Below are 17,569 nucleotides of genomic sequence, written 5' to 3'. Positions count from 1 at the left end.
CCACGATCAAGGAGAACCGATGAACGACAGCACGAGGACCCCCCTGCGGCCGTCCCTGGCCGGCTGCGAGCGGCTCTACACCCTGGCCTTCGACCTGGGCACGTCATCCGCCACCGCGACCATGTTCCACGACCGGCGGCGCTCGCCCCACGGCCTGGACCCCGACAGGTCCCGGGAGGCCGACCGCCGCGTGGCCGCGCTGCTGAGGCGGGAATGGCCGCGCGAGGAGGCCAAGCGGGAGCTGCTCGACCGGGTCAACTTCCGGCTGGCCGGCGAGGCGGGGCAGGAGGAACCCATCACCAGCTGCGCCGCGCTGGCCGAGCAGCTGGACGGCGCGCATCGGCGGAGCACGCGCGGCGCGCTGCTCGACGCGGTGTGCACGGAGCTGGAGACCCTGCCCCTGGACCACGACGAGCTGCGCTGGCTGGTCGAGCGCCTGCACGAGGTGCACGACCAGGTGTTCCGGGTGCCGCCGATGCCCTCGCTGAGGCTGGACCGGGTCGCGCTCACCCTCGCGCCCAAACGGTCGCGGGAGATCGCCAGCGTGCTCGCCGTGCCGGAGGGCGGGGCCGGGGCGGCGCTGCTGGTCGACCCGCTGGAGGACGGCCGGCACCGGCGGCTGTACCGGGGGCTCAAACGCCGGCTCGTCACCCCCGAACGCCTGGCGCCGGGCCTGGACGTCCGGCAGGACGGCTGGGCGGACGACACCGACCTGCTGCTCGCCGCCGCCTACGCCGACCTCGCCCGCCGCGTGGAGGAGTACGCGGACACGCTGCAGGAGGCCCAGCTTCAGGGCCGCCGGGTGGAGCAGGTGGTGGTCACCTACCCGACGACCACGCCTCCCGGCGCGCGGCAGCGCCTGCGCGAGCTGGTGGCGGACGCGCTGGGCCTGCGCACCCCGATGGACGTGCACATGGACTACGACGAGGCCGTCGCCGCCGCCCTGTTCTTCCTGATGCGCGACTTCGGCGGGGACGCGCAGGCCGGCATCGAGGCGTTCCGCGCCCGCTGCCGCCCCGTGCCGGGCAAGCGGATGTGGCGGCAGGTCCTGCTGGTCATCGACATCGGCGGCGGCACCACCGACATCGCCCTGCTCCTGCTGGAGCTGCACGACCTCACCGTGCCCGATCCCCGGCTGGACCCGCTCGTCCAGGGACGCTACTACCTGCTGCGCCCCCGGGTCCTCGGTTCCACGGGCCACGCGCAGCTCGGCGGCGACCTGCTCACCCTGAAGATCTTCTACTGGCTCAAGGCGCTCATCGTGGACGCGCTCGACGCCCAGGCGACCGGCGACGGCGCCCGCCACCTCGGCGCGCAGCCCCGGTTCGCGGACCTGATCCTCGGCAACGCCGACCCCTCGCCGGCTCCGCCGCCGGTCGCCGAGGCGCTGCGGGACCTGCTGCCCACGCACGCGGCCGGCGGCGGGCAGCGCGCCTTCGACCTGCTGTGGGGCGAGGCCGAACGGGCCAAGTACCAGCTCGGCGAAGGCGCCGACTGGGAGATGCCCGCCCCGCTGCTCAGCGACCTGGCCGGAGTGCTGCCCGACGGGTTCGGCCGGCGCGAGGAGGTGGGCAGGCTCAAGCCGGCCCAGGTGCACCTCGACCAGGACGGCTTCGCCAGACTCGCCAGGCCGATCATCGAGACGGCCGTCACGCTGGCCGCCGACCTCACCCGGTCGAGACTGCGGGCCGAGCCCGGCGAGGAGCTCGACTGCATCGCGCTGTCCGGCAAGTCGTGCGAGATGGCCATCGTCCGCGACACCGTGCTCAACCGCTTCGCCGCCGAGGTCAACGCCGAGGCCGAGGCCGGCGCCGCGGACGACCCGGCGCCGCCGATCGTGTGGAACCCCGCCGCCCTGATCGTGGAGAGCGACTACGCCAAGCAGGCCACGTCCATCGGCGCCTGCTGGGCGCAGAGCCAGCGCGACAACAGCGCCGTCGAACGCGGCCAGCAGCACCACGTCGAACGCCTGGCCAGAGGCGACGACGTGCTGCACATCGAGGTGGACAACCTGCTGCTCACCGTGCCCGGCGGCTTCGACCTGGTGGACAACGACACCGGCACGACCGAGCTCATCGGCTCCGGCGCGGTCTTCGACATCGGGGACCGGCAGGGCCGCATGCGGGCCCGCGGCCGCTGGCTGCCCCTGCGGCCCGACATCCGCGTGCACCGCCGCATCGAGGGCGGCGAGTCGATCGAATGGGGACGCTTCCGCTATCTGACCAGAGCCGGCGCCGCCCAGCCGCCGCGCGACCTCTACTTCCAGTTCGAGATCGACCAGGAGCTCAACCCGACCATCCTGCTGCGCCGCGGCACCACGAGCCACCTGATCGTGGACGGCGCGACGGACGGCACCACGATCCGGCCGGACACGCTGCAGGACATCATGCGGCGAGGGCTGGCCGTCCACGTGCTGACCGCCGACGGGGCGAGCGTGCCGGTGTTCCCGCCCCTCCCTGCCGAGCCCGAGGCCGCCTTCCCGCACGCCTTCCACTCGCTGGACATGGGGGCCGCGCCGGTGCGCGGAGCCGTGTCCGCCACGGCACTGCCCCTTCCCGCCGGCGACGAGTACCTGTTCGTCGCGTGCGAGGCGGACGGGCGGCGGATCGAGCTGGGCGCGGTCGCGGCGCCGTACCCGGACGACGACCCGCGGACCCGGCGTACGCTGCGGCACTGGGCCACGCTCGACTCCACCGGACGGTTGCGGGTGATGGCGGGACATCCCGAATACCTGCCCGCCGGCGCCGTCGAGCTGATCCACAAGGTGCCGGGAGCGGTGCACGCCGCCGCGATGGACGTGGGCGTGCCGAACTGGCGGCGCTCGTGGGACCCGTTCACCGGGGAGCACTGATGGCCGCCGGCCCGCTGGACGCCGCGCTCACCACGCTGCTCGCCGACCGGACGTCCGAGCTGGGCGGCGCCGCCCGCGACGTCCTCGCCCGGTGCGCGTGCGACCTGGCGCTGCTGCTGTACCGGGGCGACCCCGGAGGTCAGGACGAGGCCGTGTGGCGGGCGGCGGAGACCGTGCACCGGGAACTCGGCGCCCGCCTCCTCCTCCCGGCCCCGGCCGGGCCCGCGGTCGCTGACGGATGGGCCGCGCTCGCGGCCGAGCTGTCGGCCGACCCCGCCGTACGCCCGCACTGCCACAGACCCCTGGACGGTGACGATCCCGCGCGGCTGGCCGGCGTCCTGCTGCGGCTGCCGGCCGCCGAGGCGGAGCGCTGGCGGACCAGGGCGGCGGAGGCGTTCCCCGACGTCACCGCCGGTTTCCGTCCCCCCGACGGCCTGCGGGACGACGTCGGGGCCGCGCTCGGCCCGGACGCGCTCGAACGCCACCGCGACGTGGCGGCGGTCATCAGCGACGTGCTCAACGCCATCGACCTCGACCCGGACCTGTGGACGCCGCTCAGGCAGGACTATCAGAGCGTGCACCTGGCCGACGAGCAGGAGCGCGAACGGTATCGTTCGGCCGTGCTGCAGTGGGTGGGCCAGCTGGCGGGAGCCTCCGGGACGTCCACGATCGACTGGCTGGTCCGGCTCGACGAGGCCGTCCGCTCGGTCTACCCGCAGCCGCTGCCCGCCCCCGGCAGCTGGTGGGTCAGGCTGGGCGAGCGCTCCTTCGAGGCCCTGCTGCGCAACGTCGCCGAGGCCGACCCGCGGGTGAGGCTGGGCCTGATCCAGGAGGGCCGCTACGGCGAGGGCGAATCCGGCCAGAGGGCGCCCACCGCGTCCAGGAACATCGGCATCGACGCCGGGGCAGCCCGCCGCGGCCAGATCCTGTGGTGCCTGCGCGCCTGGTACGAGTCCCCCGGCGACGGCCAGACCCCCAGCAACCGCCCGGCCCGTGTCCTGTACGGGCGATGAGCAGGAGCACCGGCGATGACCGGCCGGCACGACTCGGGGCGCCCCCGTATGACGCCTGACCGACACCCGGCACTCGCCGCCGCGGCCTGCCTGGCGGCGGGGTTCGGGGCGATGGCCGCCGCCACGGTCCCCGGCAACCTGCCCGGGCCGGACATGTGGCGCTACTGGAGCGGCACGGTGGGGGACGCGATCCTGCTGCCGGCGATCGTCTACGGCCTGACCAGAGGCGTCACGCTCCTGCCGCGCACCCACCGGGGCCGGCCGCCGGGGCTCGCCGCGGCGGCCGGCGGCCTGGTGGGTCTCGCCACCCAGCTCGCCTGGCTGCTCGACCCCGCGCCGCGGGTGAACTGGCTGCTCGTGCGGGCGCACACCTTCTCCTGGGCCGGCTGGTACCACGCCGCCTTCCTGATCGTCGTCTCGGCCTGCACCGCCGGGCTGGCGTGGGAGCTGCTGCGGCGGGCCAGGGCGCAGCCGCCCCCGCCGTGGCTGCTGGGCGGGAACGGCTGCGCCCTGGTGGCCTCGGCCGCCCTGCTGTTCCTGCTCACGGTCGTGGCCGACTCGTTGCCGTCGGCCACGACCGCCAGCTCACGGGCCACCATGGCGGTGATCGCGCTGGCCCCCGTGGCGATGCTCGCCACGGCCGCCATGGCGCTCGGCCGGCGGGCGCGGGTGCTGGCCGGGCCGCTGCTCGTGGGGCTGGCGGCGTCCGTGGCGGTGGTGTGCGCGGTACGCGGCCTGCAGGACGGCTCGCCCGCCGCCGTGGTCGCGCTGGCGGCCGGGCCGGTGGCCGGGCTGGCCACCGCCCTGGCCCGCCGCCCGCTCCCGCGCCCGTTCCTGCGCTCCTTCCTGCGCTCCTTCCTGCGCTCGACGGACCTGCGCGCGCTGGCGGGCGCCGCCGTGACGACGACCCTGATCGCCGCCCTCGGCCTGAGCCTGGGCTGGTGACCGGATCGGGGTCAGCGGAACTGGATGTCGGCGGTGTGGCGAGTGCCGTCCTCGAAGGTGAGGATCAGTCTCCTCGCGGTGTCCTTCCACGCCTTGCCGGTCTTCCACACGTAGGTGTAGGTGCCGGTGTCCTGGTCGTAGTGCAGGCCGGACTGTCCGGCGTCCTGGGCCGGCTCGGGCGGGCCGGTCGGTTCGCCGGTCTCGGCGTCGTACGGCTGGCTGGACGGAGAGCCGGGCGCGAGAATGCCGAGGCCCTGGTCGCCGCCGACGCTGAAGGTCACGGGCACGGCGGCGCCCGCCTTGCGGTGGGTGACGGCGGGCGGGGCGGCCAGGGGCGGTTGGAAGCCGCCGAAACGGTAGCGGGAGGGCGCCCAGTCGCCGACGTTGCCTCTCACGGGCAAGACGACCTGGTTGGAGCCGTCGGCGTCCAAGGTGACGAGGTAGCCGCCGCTGTAGCGGACGATCTTGGTGCCGTCCGGGGACCACACCGCCGAGGTGGCGATGGCGATCAGCATCGTCTTGTCGCTGCCGTCGGGGTTCATCACCCAGACGACCGGGGGCGGGCCCATCTGCGACTGGATGTAAAGGATCTTCGTGCCGTCAGGCGACCAGTCCGGGCGGGTGGAGGAGCCGGTGACGAATTGGGTGGTCAGTTTCTGCGGGTTGGTGCCGTCGGCGTTGCGGGTGTAGACATCCGACTTGAACACGTATGCGATCTTGGTGCCGTCGGGGGACCAGGCCGGCTGTGTGGCATCCCCCTCGACCAGGGTGACGGGGTCGGTGCCGTCGGCGTTGACCACTTTGAGGCCGTCGGTGGAGGAGTAGGCGATCTTGCTGCCGTCGGGGGACACGGCGAGTCCCAGGCGGTTGACGCCGGAGCCGGTGGTGAGCTGGGTGATCCCGGTGCCGTCGGCGTTCACCGTGTACAGCTCGGCAGGGGCGTCACAGCGGGCGAAGACGAGCTTCTGGCCGTCGGGGAAGGCGTCCACCGCGCACTCGTACTCGGGGCCCTGGACGAGAGGTGAGCTCCCCGTGCCGTCGGGGTTGACGCTGTGGATGTCCTCGCCCCAGAGGTAGTAGATCTTGCCGTTGACGCCGGGGTAGGCGGCGTGCGCGGGCGCCGCGTCGAGGGCGGCGGCCGTCACGCCGCCGCTCAGGGCCAGGACCAGGCAGGCGATGATCGCGCCTAATCGGGTCGAGAGCCGATGAGAGGTGGCTGATGCTCGTACGGACAAGACAGAACCCCTTTCCCGTGAGGCCGGCCTCCGGTGACGTGGTACGGCGGCAGGCAGGTAAGAAGTGACGGCAGCCTCCGCATCCCCCGTGGCCGCCGCGCGACGCCTCCGACGCATGTTCCCCCACGGGAGGGTCATGGTCCAGGGATTGCGGAGGAGCCGAACGTGCGCGAACTCGTCACGACAACGAACGATGAGGAGCACCTACCCCAGCGACATGGAGCGAGCAACATGACGACCTCGCCCGGGCCACGCTCGTCGACCGAGATCCGCACCTACCTCAAAGGCCGGCTCAACCAAGCGCTTCGCCGGCCCGGCATGTTCGGGGGCGAGACAGCCCTGCGCCTTCTGTTCGACCACCTGGCCTACGCCGAACGTCAGGAGACGGAGTGGGCGCGAGCATTGCAGTCCCTGGAAGCGCGGGGCGCCTTCAACTCCCTCGGCGTGACGGGAGCGCTCGCCACCGTCCTGCCTGATCTCGGTCCCTGCGCCGGAGAATCACCGCTTGGGCTGCTCACGACCGCACCCTCACCGAAGTGCGAGAGGAGTTCGGCCCTCCTTCCAGGAAGCAGACGCCGTCCGGCCTGACTTCCCGTGGCCCCGCCCATTCGCCGGCCACGTCGGTGGCGGTGGCCCCAGCTGTATCCGGATCCGGCGGCGTAGTTCGACCATGTTCTCAGGAGGGGTGTCGCCGCATTCTCTCAGCCATTCCAGCACGTAGGGTGCGCCGTTCAGGTCGGAGTGCGCCCGGTCGAGGCCGCCCGGCTCCCACAGGCCGCGAAACCATTCCAGGACGGTACGGCCGGGCGCGTGCCGGACGCTCTTGCACAGCGGCCCGGCTTCCCAGTCGCGGTGGATGAAGTACATGAGATGCGGGCTCCTGAGGTGAGGACGGGGTGGTCGGTCACGTCACTGATCTTGCGGTACAAGGCTGGATGTGTGCGGCGCCCAGACCGACTCGGCCGGTTGAGTAAAGTGATCACGATGACGGACACGCGGTCGACCACCCATCGCGACGTTTCCACGGCCCTGGACCGCTACGACGACCGGCAGCTGGCCGAGTTGCTGGAGCGCGAGGGCGTTCCTCTCGGCACCGGCATCGGCGGGGCGTCCGCGCGGCTCGACGTCGGTGGCACCCAGGTCTTCGTCAAACGGGTGCCCCTCACCGAGCTCGAACTGCGGCACCCGCACTCGACGGCCAATCTGTTCGGGCTGCCGCCCTTCTGCCAGTACGGCATCGGCTCGCCCGGCTTCGGCGCCTGGCGCGAGCTGGCGGCGCACACGATGACCACCGAGTGGGTGCTGACCGGCCGGTCCCCCACCTTCCCGCTGCTCTATCACTGGCGGGTGCTGCCCGACGCCGAGCCCGCCCCGCTGTACGGAGTGCTGGCCGACATCGATCGGGCGGTCACGTTCTGGGAGGGCGCGCCCGGCATGCGCCGCCGCCTCGAAGCGCTGGCGGAGGCGCCGGCGAGCCTGACGCTCTTCCTGGAGCACTTCCCCTGCAACCTGCACCAGTGGCTGGACGAGCAGGTACGCACGGGCGACGCCGACCACGCCTGCACCCTGGTGGACCAAGGGCTGCGCGAGGCCGTGTCCTTCATGAACACCGGCGGCCTGCTGCACTTCGACGCGCATTTCGAGAACGTCCTCACCGACGGGCGCCGCTTCTACCTGACCGACTTCGGGCAGGCCGTGTCGACCCGGTTCGACCTGTCGGAGGAGGAACAGGTCTTCTATCGCCGGCACCTCACCTTCGACCGGACCTACACGCTGTCGTTCCTGGTGAACTGGCTGGCCGGGGCCTTCCACGGCGTCGCCTGGCAGGGGCGGCGCGAACTCGTACGGAAATGGGCTGCGGGAGAGCGGCCGGCCGGCATGCCCGGCGGGGTCGCGGCCCTGCTGTCGCGGCACAGCCCTCTGGCCACCGTCCTGAACGACTTCTACCACGAGCTGCAGAGTGAGAGCAGGAAGACGCCGTACCCGCTGGAGGAGATCCGCCAGGTCGCCGGACGGCACTCCCTGCCGCTCGAGTAAGGGGGCTCACGGCGTGGAAGGCCGCGCACCCGTCCGTCAGCGGTCACGAGGGCAGCTACGAGTTACGCGAGATCGTCAATTCCATCCGGAATGTTAGCCTAGCGCGCATGTCAGATCTAGGACAGGTGGCTTGGCCGCCTGAGCCGATCCGGACCGGGCGGCTCGTGCTCCGTGAACCCGAGGCGCGGGACCGCACGACGTTCATCGAGCTGCTCGCCTCGCCAGAGGTGCACACCTACCTCGGCGGTCCCCGCCCGCGTGACGAGCTTGAGCGTGAGCTGCCCGAGGTGCCCGAGCGATGGCCCGGGAGTTTCGTCGTCGAGCTCGACGGGGCGATGATCGGCCACATCCTGCTCAGGAGAGCAGTCGGGCACCGCCGCCCGGCTGCCGTGGGGAAGGCCGATCTCGGTTACCTGTTCCTGCCGGAGGCCTGGGGGCAAGGGTACGCCGCCGAGGCGTGCGCGGCGGCGCTCGACTGGTTCGACGGCGTCCTTCCCGGCGAGCCGGTGGTGCTCACCACCCAGAGCGCCAACGTCGGCTCGATGCGCCTCGCGGCGAAGCTGGGGTTCACCGAGGTCGAGCGGTTCCATGCCTGGGACGCCGAGCAGTGGCTCGGCCTGCGGCCCCCGGCCAGCTGACGCGCGATGCGCATGGAACCGAGTCACTGCACGGCAGGGCCGGTTTCGGTGGCGGGGTCGGCTTCGGTGGAGGAAGTCAGCGCCGCCAGGAGGAGGTGGGCCAGGCGATCGAGGTCGTCCTCGAGGTCGATCGCCGGGTCGAGGAGCCACTGGGCCTGGAGACCGTCGGAGGCGGCGATCAGGATGCGGGCCGCGAACTCCGGGTCGACAGCTCGCGCGGGGACGACCGGCCGCGCTTCGGCCGAGCGCCGGAACTTGCGGGCGAGGAGCTCCCGGAGCTCCCGGTAGCGCCGGGTGAAAAAACTGTGGGCCGCGTGCCCTGGGTCCGGCGCGGCGGCTGCCATCTCAAGGAACAGCCGGACCAGGCCTGGCGTCCTGGCACTCTGTGCGGTCACCGCGGCGAGGTCGTCGACAGGTCCGTCGGGATCGAAGGTGGCACGGTCGGCGGCGTCGCGTTCGGCGAGGATGGCCACGAACAGCTCGTCGCGGGCCGCGAAGTAGTGCAGCAGGCCGCGCTCGCTCAGCCCGGCCCGCTTGGCGACGGCCCGCAGGGACGGCCCGGTGCTGTCGCTCTCGGCGTAGGCGGCGAGCGCCTCCTTCAGGATCTGCTGCCGTTTGGCGATCCCTTTGGCGTAAGGGCCGCGGCGGGTGGTTGTGGCCATGAGCTGACAGTACTAGCCTTCTCGAAAACCCAGCACTGCTGTGTTTTAGTGCCCGGTGTGCCGCCCCCGTACGAGGAGATCACCGATGGACGTGAGCCGTTCCGTCACCGGCGCCCGCGCTGTCCACGCCGAACCCCGACCATGCGCCGCGCTGTTCCCGCCGGGCTTCCTGTGGGGTGTCGCGACCGGCTCGCATCAGACCGAGGGCGGCAACGTGGCCAGCGACTGGTGGTACCGGGAGAACCAGCCGGGTACGACGGTCGCCGAGCGCTGCGGTGACGCCGTGGACGGCTACCACCGCTGGCCCGAGGACCTCGACCTCGCCGCGGGTGCCGGGTTCACCGACTACCGGTTCGGCATCGAATGGTCGCGTGTCGAACCGGCCGACGGTCACCTGTCGAGGGCAGCCGTCGCGCACTACCGGCGCGTCGCCGAGGGCGCGGTGGCGCGCGGGCTGCGGCCGCTGGTGACGCTGCACCACTTCACGCTGCCGTTGTGGTTCGCCGCAGGTGGCGGCTGGCTGCGCCCGGACGCGACCGAACGGTTCCTGCGCTACGTCGACGCGCTCGCCCCGGTCCTCGACGCCGTTGTCGAGCACGTGGAGACCATCAACGAGCCCAACATCGTCGCCATGTTCCCGAAGCTCACCGGTTCAGGCGGGCTCGCCCGCGGGATGCCCGTACCGGACGAGGCGACCACTGAGGTCATGATCGCAGTCCACCGGGCCGCCGTCGCCCGCCTGCGGGCGAACCATCCCGGGCTGCGTGTCGGCTGGGGCGTCTCGGTGCAGGACTACCAGGCCGAACCCGGCGCGGAAGCGGCGCTCGAAGCGTACGCCGAGCCTCGCGACCAGGTCTTCCTGCGGGCGAGCGCCGGTGACGACTTCGTCGGGGTGCAGACCTACACCGGCGGACGGCTGCGCGTGGACGGCTCGGTGGTCAAGAATCCGGCGGCCGAGCGCACGCAGACCGGGTGGGAGTTCACCCCGGCCGCGCTGGGAGGAGCGGTGCGCCGGGTGGCGCGCGTGGTGCGCGACGTTCCCATCATCGTCACGGAGAACGGCGTCGCGACCGCCGACGACACCCGGCGCATCGCCTACACGACCGGCGCGCTGGAGTCGTTGCGGGCCGCGATGGACGACGGCGCCGACGTGCGCGGCTACTTCCACTGGAGCCTGCTCGACAACTGGGAGTGGGGGCACTGGGGGCCGACGTTCGGCCTGGTCGCCGTCGACCGCACCACATTCGCCCGTACCCCGAAGCCGTCCCTTGAATGGCTGGGCTCGCTCGCGCCGCCGCAGAACCCGAACAGGCGGGAGAGCGCGTGAGCGCGCCGACGACGGGGCTCGGCGCCGCGGAACCCGAAGAGGTCGGCCTCTCGTCCAAGGGCCTGGACCGGGTCGACGCGGCCGGACGCCGGAAGATCGACGAAGGTGTCATCGCCGGAGCCGTGACGCTCGTGGCCCGGCACGGCGAGATCGTACGCCTCCGCGCCATGGGGCTCGATCGCCGGTTCCCGCGCCGGCCGATGCGCACCGACACGATCTTCCGCATCTTCTCGATGACCAAACCGGTCACCGGCCTGGCCATGGGCATCCTGGCCGACCCCGTCCACCCGCCCACCATGCGGGAACTGATGACCCACACCGCGGGCTTCACCTACGGCCGTGACCGGTCCGAACTTGTGGGGCGGCGCTACAGCATCTCGATGGACCTGCAAGGCGCCGTCATCGAACGGCTCAGCGGCCAGTCCCTGCCCGGTTTCCTCCGCGAGCACATCGTCGAGCCGCTCCGCCGCCGGGCCGCGCTGTACTGCACGGGCGGTCCGCTGCGGCTGCTGCCGGTGCCGAACCGCCGGTCGGCCGTGGCACCTCCCAGTGGGACGGTGCGGCCGGCACCTGGTTCTGGGTCGATCCTCAGCACGACCTCCTCTACATCGGCATGATCCAGCTCCTGTCCTCCTCCGCACCGCCGCTGCAGAAGATCACCCAGGCCCTCCTCGCCGACGCCATCCTCGATCCAGGGACGACGCCATGATCGCCGACTTCCCGCTCGGCCCGTTCGAGCCGCACCCGGCCAACCCGATCCTTCGTCCGCGCGGCGACGGCTGGGAGGCTGCGAACGTCTACAACCCCGCCGCCGTGGTCGTCTGCGACCGCGTCGCCCTGCTCTACCGGGCGCACGCCGCCGACCGCGTCTCCCGGATCGGGCTCGCCTGGAGCCACGACGGCGTACGGTTCGACCGCGAGAACGACCCGGTGCTCGTACCCGAGCACGGCTACGAACGCGCCGGCTGCGAAGACCCGCGCATCGCGCGCGTGGCGGACACCTTCTATCTGACCTACACCGGTTTCGACGGTGCCCGCGCGCAGCTCTGCCTGGCGACGTCGGCCGACCTGCGCACCTGGACGAAGCACGGCCCGCTCTTCCCCGGGTTCAACACCTGGAAGACCCTGCCGTACGGTCCCGACCAGCCGTGGAGCAAGGCCGGCGTCATCCACCCCGAGCCGATCGGCGGCCGGTACTGGATGTGGTTCGGCGAAGGCACCATCCACGCCGCCACCTCCACCGACCTGCTGCATTGGACGCCGATCGCCGACGACGAGCACCCCATGCACGCCCCGACGCCCGGCCAGTGGGACTCCACGCTGGTCGAGATCGGCGCGCCACCGGTACGCACGGCCGACAACTCGCTGGTGTTCCTGGTCAACGGCGCGACCGCGTCCTCACCGGCCGATGTCGACTACCGGTGCGGGCAGATCGCGGTAGCCCTCACCGACCCGGCGACGGTCGTGGCCCGTACGAGCGAACCGTGGCTCAGGCCCACCAGCTTCGAGGACACCCACGGCCTGGTCGCCAACGTCACCTTCGTCGAAGGGCTCGTCCACTTCCGAGGGAAATGGTTCGCCTACTACGGTCAGAGCGACACGACCGTGGCCGTCGCCGTCTGCGACGGCCACGCTCCCGAGCGGCCCTCCTGATGCCCGAGCCCCGCCGGACCCTCCGTCACCTGGTGGCCTACCCGCGGCGGAGACGTTCGGCCTGGTCGCGCAGCGGCTGGGGGATGAGCTCCACGAGCTGGTCCCGCCTCAGCGGCAGGTCCAGCAGGCTGAGCTTGACCCGGTTGCGCTGCGAGTGGGTGTCGGCGTCGAAGCGGACGACGTCCACCGCCTCGGTGCGCAGCCGTACGGACAGCTCGGCCCCGGGCTGGAGCGGGCCGGCCGAGGTGCCGTCCACGGAGAAGATCAGCGGCACCTCCCCGGACGGGTTGCGCAGGACGATGTGGTCGTCCTTGCCCAGGATGACCGAGCGGCTGATGCCGGACATCGGGGCGACCGGGGTCAGGGCGACGGCCGGGGCGGACGGCGAGATGACCGGGCCGCCCGCGGCGTAGTTGTAGGCCGTCGAGCCTGTGGGCGTACAGGCGATCATGGCGTCACCCCGGTAGTAGCCGTGCCGCAGCCCGTTCACCTCGAGGTCGAGCGTCAGGCTCGACAGCGGCTCCGCCGCGATCACGATGTCGTTGAACGCCCTGGAATCGCCCGCCTCCAGACAGCTGTGCGGCTCAAGCGTGTAGCGACCCTCTGCCAGCCGGTCCAGGGCCGGTTCCAGCTCCTGCGGACCGACCTCGATGAGGAAGCCCAGATTGCCATGGTTGACGCCGAGCACCGGCACACCCCGGCCGACCACCAGGCGCATCGCCCCCAGCATGGTGCCGTCACCGCCCAGGCTGATCAGGACGTCCACCCGGTCGGCGAACTCCTCGGGCGCGACGGTGACCACGTCCGGCCCTACCCGCTCGGCGTCGCACCAGCGGGCTATGACGGCGGCCCCGCTACGCCCCGCGTATCGGGTGATCAGCCGTATGGAGTCCAGAACGGACCGGCTCGGGTGCACCACCAGCCCCACGGTGAAGTGCGGCCGGCCTGACGACGCTCGCATGGAAGCCCCCTACCCTTCAGGGGGCCAGTCCGCTGAAGGCGCCAAGGGTCCGCTTTCTATCAGGTCTTCTGCACGTGGGTGGTGTCGGCGTCGAGGGGGGTGCCGTCGGCGCTGGTCGGCGCGATCTCCGGCACAAGAGTGCCGTGCTGGTCGACCAGGGTGGAGTGGGTCTCGCCGGGGGCGAAGGCGTGGCGTTCTCCCCACTGTCGCAGGGTGAGGATGACGGGGAAGAGGTCGCGGCCGGTGTCGGTGAGCACGTATTCCTGGCGGCGGCCCGATGGCGCGGTGCGTTGGTCGAGGAGCCCGTGAGAGATCAGCTTGCGGAGGCGGTCGGTGAGGATGTTGCGAGCGATGCCGGTGCGTCGCTGAAACTCGGTGAACGACCGTGCCCCGTCCATCGCGTCGCGGATGACGAGAAGGCTCCACCTGTCGCCGACGAGGTCGAGCGTGCGGGCGACGGGGCAGTCGGGGTCGGTCCAGTCGAGGCTCGGGACGCGCATGGTGGTGCGCGACATGACACCTCCTGATGAGTTGCGAATTGAAACCATCATGCCGTACGGTCCGATTGGTTGCAAACTGCTACTGATCGGGGTGGAGTGCGATGGATGTGTGGCGGCGGTTGCTGCTCGCGGTGGTGTGTGGTGTCGCTGTGGCGAGCATCTATGCGGCGCAGCCGGTTCTGGAGCCGATGGGACGCGATCTCGGTGTGCCGGCAGAACTCACCGGGTGGATCGTGGCGGCCGGCCAGGTCGGCTATCTGGCAGGGCTGGTGCTGCTGGTGCCGCTCGGAGATGTGGTCGACAGGCGCCGGCTCATCGCCGTGCACCTGGCGCTCACCGCGGTGGGCGTGATCCTGACGGCCTCCGCGTCAGCCGCATGGGTGGCGTTCGTGGGGCTCACGGTGGCGGGGATGTTCGCGGTCGTGGTGCAGACCACGGTGGCCTACGCCGCGTCGGTCTCGCCGCCTGCCGAACGCGGACGGAACATCGGTGTCGTGACCTCGGGCGTCGTCGTCGGCATCCTGGGCGCGCGGGTCGTCACTGGCACGCTCGCCGAGGTGTGGGGCTGGCGGAGCGTCTATGCCGTGCTCGCGGGGCTGTCACTCGGGCTCGCGGCCCTCGTCCTCGTCGTACTGCCGTCAGAGGAGCACCTCGACCGAGCTACGGGGTACAGGCGAGCTGTCGTCTCACTCGGCGAACTGTTCGGGCAGCGCGTCTTCCTGACGCGCGGGCTCATCGCGTTCTTCTTGTTCGCGTCGTTCGGAACCCTGTGGAGCGGACTGGCCCTGCCTCTGGCGGACACGCCGTGGCAGCTGAGCGAGAGCCAGATCGGACTGTTCGGCATCGCCGGCCTCGCCGGCGCACTCGGCGCGGCACGCGCGGGACGGTGGGCGGATGTAGGACGGGCCGCCCCGGTCACCGGTCTCGCGCTCACCCTGCTCATCCTCTCGTGGGCGGCGATCGCGCAGCTGCCGTGGTCACTGTGGCTCCTCATCGCCGGAATCGTGGCTCTCGACTTCGCGGTCCAGGCCGTGCACGTGAGCAACCAGCACCTGCTCACCGCCGCGCATCCGGATCGCACCAGCGGCGTCATCGGCGGCTACATGGTCTTCTACTCGCTCGGCTCCGCCCTCGGCGCAGCCGCGACCACGGCCATCTTCACCTCCCACGGCTGGGCGGGCTCCGGTCTCCTCGGGGCCGGATTCGCGGCCTGCGCGCTGGCCGTCTGGGCGATCGACAGGCGACCACCCCTCGATCGCGCGAACCTCCGATCCGAGAAAGCAGGCACGCGCCAGGCACGAGAGGAAACACAAGGGACTGACCAAGCCGGACAAGAAGCCCAGCTCCATGACACTTCGACATGACCGGGGCCACCGAATACCGGCTACGGACAGAGACCAGCGAGCCGAGTCTGCACTGGCTGGAGGGATGATGACCAGTAAGGCGATGACCACGCTGTTGTCGCGCTGGTATTGGCGGACCGCCGGGGGTGAGCTCCCGGCCTGTCTCTCACCCAGCTGGGGAACCGTCACCGTGCCGCTGTGGAGGGTCGTCTTCACTCCCTCGAAAGTTCCGCCGTCGGCAGGTCGGCCGAGGCGTCCGAAGCCGCCGGCATCCACTCCAGGCTGACGCCATCCAGCGGCACCCCGTCCTGACGTCGCCTGACCCACAGCGCGAAGCCGGCGAGGTTTCGGTGCTCGGCTCTCATGAGCATGCGTACCCGCAGCGGCACCAGGGCGTCGGCGACCGTTCTCAGCGCGTCCCGTGGCGAGGCGCCGGCTTCGCGAGCGGCCCTGAACAGCCGGTACGCGTGCACGTATCCCAGGGCGGCAGCGAGTCCCGCCGGCGTGGGCGTCAATCCTCCCGTGACCATCGACAAGGCGAGGAGCAGATCCAGGGCCGCCACTGCCGGCAGACCGTTACGAGGGAGGGCTGTGCAGGGGGTACGGCCAAGTGGATCGTGTCAGTGATCGCGTCTGGCGAGGCTGAGCAGGTGGCCGCTGACCCCGAGCAGCGACGGCACCGATTCCATCGAGCGCTGCGCGTCGAGCAGGAGGGTTCGGCGCTCGGGGTCGTCCAGCCAGTCGCCGACGTCGCCGTACAGCCAGAAGGCGCCTTCCAGGCCGTACCGTTCGACATCGGGAAAGCCCGCGTCGGCGAATTCTCCCGGCACTTCGTCGAGGTCGTGGAAGTAGGCCGGGAATCCTCGCCCGGGAGAGATCATGATCCCGTCCGTCGCTGCCGCATGCGCGGCCTCCCGTTCCCGTTCCTGGAGGTAGTGCCCCGTGTGGATGGTGTCGTGCACGGCCGCGTGCCGGTTGATCGTCGCAGCCGCGACCACGCCGCCGGGTCTCAGGGCGCGGCGGGCCTCGGTCAGGGCCCGCACTCGATCGGCTCGGTCCGGCAGGTGGTAGAGGGGGCCCAGGAGGAGGACCGCGTCCTGGCTCGCGTCCGCGACGGGCAGCCGGCGGGCGTCGCCCAGCCGCGCGGTCACCCCGGTCAGTCGTGCGGCACGCTCGACGTGGCGGGGAACGGGGTCCAGCAGTTCGACCTCGTAGCCGTCGGCGCTCAGCCACTCGGCGTGTACGCCGGTGCCGCCGCCCACGTCCAGCACCCGGGCCGGCGCCGGCGGCAGCGTCCTGCGCAGCACATCCTGCGTACGCCAGAACTCCAGCCGGCCACGCCCTTCGCGCAGTCGGCCGTCCTCTCTGTCCTGGTCGTAGTAGGCGAGCAGTTCTGGTGTCACCGGCATACCTGATCATGTCCGCCGGGCCGCGTCGTCGACAAACGGTTTTGGCGCGCGCTTGAGCGCCGGTCACCAGAAGGGTGGCCGCGGTCGTCCTGACGGTCGCGGTCCTGGGCGTCGGCGCGCCGGAGACCGCGTCGATCTCCAGCGTCACCGCCATGCGCACATGGAGGCCGACGCCCGGGTCAGCCGAGCTTGAGCAGCAGTTCGGTGAGCTCGGCCGGCATGGTGATCATGCAGTCGTGGCCCGTCGGCAGCTCCCACACCTGTGCCGGGCTGCCGTTGGGCTGCGTCGCCGGGACGGGCCGCCGGGTGATGCCCTCCGGTACGTCCGCCACGCAGTGGATGTGCGTCCGCGGGATCGTACGCGTCGCGGGGTTGTCCAGGCGGACCGGCTGCTGGAGGCAGAGCGCCGGCTGGTCCGACAGCATCGCCCGCAGCCAGGCCACGTCCGCCGGGTCGGTGACCCCGAACAGGCCCAGGGGCGGCGGCAGTTCGGGCATCGGCGGGATCCGCCAGCCGGTCCCGGACTGCGCGGCGCCGTCGATGAGGGCCTGGGTCATGGGGTGCACGTCCACCGCGTTCTCGCCGTCCTCCGGGACCATCGCGTCGAGGTAGACCAGGTGGGCGATGCGCTCCGGGATGCGGTTGGCGGCGGAGGAGATGACCAGCCCGGCGTAGCTGTGGCCGACGAGGATCACGTCGGTGAGGTCGTTCTCGGTGATCAGCTCGACGATGTCGTCGGCGTGGGTGTCCAGTCCCACCTCGGGGCCGAGCAGATGGGCCTTGTCGCCGTAGCCGGTCAGTGAGGGCGCAGCCACCTGGTGCCCGGCCGAGGTCAGGAGGGGGACCACCCGCTCCCAGCATCGTCCGTTGTGCCAGGCCCCGTGTACCAGGACATATGTCGACATGGTGCAGCTCCTTGCTCATGAAAGGGGTGTGCGGTCCCGAGTGAGGTTGCCGCTCGTCCGCCGGCGCAGCCAGAGCCCTCGCGATCCTGG

17 protein-coding genes are annotated in these 17,569 nt (G+C 71.7%); 10 read left to right on the top strand and 7 right to left on the bottom strand.

The window, feature by feature from the left end; translation table 11 throughout:
- Positions 1-19 precede the first annotated feature (19 nt).
- From SMD20_RS47015 to SMD20_RS47005, 3 genes are read left to right on the top strand one after another with little or no spacing between them, the layout of a single operon-like run.
- Positions 20-2,851, top strand: a complete 2,832-nt coding sequence (locus SMD20_RS47015; protein ID WP_329594269.1) for a hypothetical protein — start codon at positions 20-22, stop codon at positions 2,849-2,851.
- Entirely contained in the window at positions 2,851-3,864 is a 1,014-nt protein-coding gene (locus SMD20_RS47010; protein WP_329594267.1) for a hypothetical protein, read from the top strand. Before SMD20_RS47015 ends, SMD20_RS47010 begins: the two co-directional genes overlap by 1 nt.
- A gap of 48 nt (positions 3,865-3,912) precedes the next feature.
- Positions 3,913-4,809: a hypothetical protein gene (locus SMD20_RS47005; RefSeq protein ID WP_329594265.1), complete on the top strand. Its 897-nt coding sequence runs from the start codon at positions 3,913-3,915 to the stop codon at positions 4,807-4,809.
- An 11-nt stretch (positions 4,810-4,820) separates the two neighbouring features.
- Here the strand turns inward: SMD20_RS47005 and SMD20_RS47000 are convergent, their stop codons facing one another.
- Positions 4,821-6,044 carry a PxKF domain-containing protein gene (locus SMD20_RS47000; protein WP_329594263.1) on the bottom strand — a complete coding sequence of 408 codons (1,224 nt, stop codon included), beginning with the start codon at positions 6,042-6,044 and terminating at the stop codon, positions 4,821-4,823.
- Positions 6,045-6,209: 165 nt separating this feature from the next.
- Between SMD20_RS47000 and SMD20_RS46995 the strand changes: the two genes are divergently transcribed.
- The 3 genes from SMD20_RS46995 (at position 6,210) to SMD20_RS46985 (ending at position 8,719) form a co-directional block, all read left to right on the top strand.
- Positions 6,210-6,632, top strand: coding sequence for a hypothetical protein (locus SMD20_RS46995; RefSeq protein WP_329594261.1), 423 nt, complete (start codon positions 6,210-6,212; stop codon positions 6,630-6,632).
- A 396-nt stretch (positions 6,633-7,028) separates the two neighbouring features.
- Positions 7,029-8,081, top strand: coding sequence for a protein kinase family protein (locus SMD20_RS46990; RefSeq protein WP_329594260.1), 1,053 nt, complete (start codon positions 7,029-7,031; stop codon positions 8,079-8,081).
- A gap of 107 nt (positions 8,082-8,188) precedes the next feature.
- On the top strand, positions 8,189-8,719 hold the full coding sequence (locus tag SMD20_RS46985) for a GNAT family N-acetyltransferase (RefSeq protein WP_329594258.1): 531 nt from the start codon (positions 8,189-8,191) through the stop codon (positions 8,717-8,719).
- Between the two features lie 23 nt (positions 8,720-8,742).
- On the opposite strand, the gene SMD20_RS46980 is transcribed toward SMD20_RS46985, so the two are convergent.
- The gene (locus SMD20_RS46980) at positions 8,743-9,381 is read right to left on the bottom strand and encodes a TetR/AcrR family transcriptional regulator (protein ID WP_329594256.1); all 639 of its coding nucleotides are present in this window, start codon (positions 9,379-9,381) and stop codon (positions 8,743-8,745) included.
- Positions 9,382-9,466: 85 nt separating this feature from the next.
- Here SMD20_RS46980 and SMD20_RS46975 point away from each other — a divergent pair, with 85 nt between their 5' ends.
- From SMD20_RS46975 to SMD20_RS46965, 3 genes are all read left to right on the top strand, one after another.
- Positions 9,467-10,708, top strand: a complete 1,242-nt coding sequence (locus SMD20_RS46975) for a glycoside hydrolase family 1 protein (RefSeq protein WP_329594254.1) — start codon at positions 9,467-9,469, stop codon at positions 10,706-10,708.
- The gene (locus SMD20_RS46970; RefSeq protein ID WP_329594252.1) at positions 10,705-11,325 is read left to right on the top strand and encodes a serine hydrolase domain-containing protein; all 621 of its coding nucleotides are present in this window, start codon (positions 10,705-10,707) and stop codon (positions 11,323-11,325) included. The genes SMD20_RS46975 and SMD20_RS46970 overlap by 4 nt, the downstream gene beginning before the upstream one ends.
- 88 nt (positions 11,326-11,413) lie before the next feature.
- On the top strand, positions 11,414-12,361 hold the full coding sequence (locus tag SMD20_RS46965; protein ID WP_329594250.1) for a glycoside hydrolase family 130 protein: 948 nt from the start codon (positions 11,414-11,416) through the stop codon (positions 12,359-12,361).
- Between the two features lie 37 nt (positions 12,362-12,398).
- On the opposite strand, the gene SMD20_RS46960 is transcribed toward SMD20_RS46965, so the two are convergent.
- Entirely contained in the window at positions 12,399-13,322 is a 924-nt protein-coding gene (locus SMD20_RS46960) for an NAD(+)/NADH kinase (protein ID WP_329594248.1), read from the bottom strand.
- Positions 13,323-13,381: 59 nt separating this feature from the next.
- Positions 13,382-13,837 carry a winged helix-turn-helix transcriptional regulator gene (locus SMD20_RS46955; protein ID WP_329594246.1) on the bottom strand — a complete coding sequence of 152 codons (456 nt, stop codon included), beginning with the start codon at positions 13,835-13,837 and terminating at the stop codon, positions 13,382-13,384.
- Between the two features lie 86 nt (positions 13,838-13,923).
- Between SMD20_RS46955 and SMD20_RS46950 the strand changes: the two genes are divergently transcribed.
- Positions 13,924-15,186 carry an MFS transporter gene (locus SMD20_RS46950; protein ID WP_329594244.1) on the top strand — a complete coding sequence of 421 codons (1,263 nt, stop codon included), beginning with the start codon at positions 13,924-13,926 and terminating at the stop codon, positions 15,184-15,186.
- Between the two features lie 191 nt (positions 15,187-15,377).
- Here SMD20_RS46950 and SMD20_RS46945 read toward each other — a convergent pair whose 3' ends face one another.
- The 3 genes from SMD20_RS46945 to SMD20_RS46935 all read right to left on the bottom strand — a co-directional run bounded on the left by SMD20_RS46945 (position 15,378) and on the right by SMD20_RS46935 (position 17,479).
- Entirely contained in the window at positions 15,378-15,728 is a 351-nt protein-coding gene (locus tag SMD20_RS46945) for a hypothetical protein (protein WP_329594242.1), read from the bottom strand.
- 57 nt (positions 15,729-15,785) lie between these two features.
- Positions 15,786-16,568 carry a class I SAM-dependent methyltransferase gene (locus SMD20_RS46940; RefSeq protein WP_329594240.1) on the bottom strand — a complete coding sequence of 261 codons (783 nt, stop codon included), beginning with the start codon at positions 16,566-16,568 and terminating at the stop codon, positions 15,786-15,788.
- Positions 16,569-16,753: 185 nt separating this feature from the next.
- The gene (locus tag SMD20_RS46935; protein WP_329594238.1) at positions 16,754-17,479 is read right to left on the bottom strand and encodes an alpha/beta fold hydrolase; all 726 of its coding nucleotides are present in this window, start codon (positions 17,477-17,479) and stop codon (positions 16,754-16,756) included.
- Positions 17,480-17,569: the final 90 nt, after the last annotated feature.

Origin of the sequence: Nonomuraea sp. LP-02 (genome assembly GCF_036289125.1) — a bacterium.
In the GTDB taxonomy this organism is placed as follows: domain Bacteria; phylum Actinomycetota; class Actinomycetes; order Streptosporangiales; family Streptosporangiaceae; genus Nonomuraea; species Nonomuraea bangladeshensis.
Note: the sequence above shows the minus strand (reverse complement) of the source record. Positions and strands in the feature narration are given on the sequence as shown.

Excerpts from the sequence above, each read along its gene's own strand:
- SMD20_RS47015 (WP_329594269.1), top strand. The coding sequence starts at position 20 with ATGAACGACAGCACGAGGACCCCCCTGCGGCCGTCCCTGGCCGGCTGC.
- SMD20_RS46960 (WP_329594248.1), bottom strand. The coding sequence starts at position 13,322 with ATGCGAGCGTCGTCAGGCCGGCCGCACTTCACCGTGGGGCTGGTGGTG.
- SMD20_RS47010 (WP_329594267.1), top strand. The coding sequence starts at position 2,851 with ATGGCCGCCGGCCCGCTGGACGCCGCGCTCACCACGCTGCTCGCCGAC.
- SMD20_RS46985 (WP_329594258.1), top strand. The coding sequence starts at position 8,189 with ATGTCAGATCTAGGACAGGTGGCTTGGCCGCCTGAGCCGATCCGGACC.
- SMD20_RS46965 (WP_329594250.1), top strand. The coding sequence starts at position 11,414 with ATGATCGCCGACTTCCCGCTCGGCCCGTTCGAGCCGCACCCGGCCAAC.
- SMD20_RS46980 (WP_329594256.1), bottom strand. The coding sequence starts at position 9,381 with ATGGCCACAACCACCCGCCGCGGCCCTTACGCCAAAGGGATCGCCAAA.
- SMD20_RS46975 (WP_329594254.1), top strand. The coding sequence starts at position 9,467 with ATGGACGTGAGCCGTTCCGTCACCGGCGCCCGCGCTGTCCACGCCGAA.
- SMD20_RS46950 (WP_329594244.1), top strand. The coding sequence starts at position 13,924 with ATGGATGTGTGGCGGCGGTTGCTGCTCGCGGTGGTGTGTGGTGTCGCT.
- SMD20_RS46955 (WP_329594246.1), bottom strand. The coding sequence starts at position 13,837 with ATGTCGCGCACCACCATGCGCGTCCCGAGCCTCGACTGGACCGACCCC.
- SMD20_RS46935 (WP_329594238.1), bottom strand. The coding sequence starts at position 17,479 with ATGTCGACATATGTCCTGGTACACGGGGCCTGGCACAACGGACGATGC.
- SMD20_RS46990 (WP_329594260.1), top strand. The coding sequence starts at position 7,029 with ATGACGGACACGCGGTCGACCACCCATCGCGACGTTTCCACGGCCCTG.
- SMD20_RS47005 (WP_329594265.1), top strand. The coding sequence starts at position 3,913 with ATGACGCCTGACCGACACCCGGCACTCGCCGCCGCGGCCTGCCTGGCG.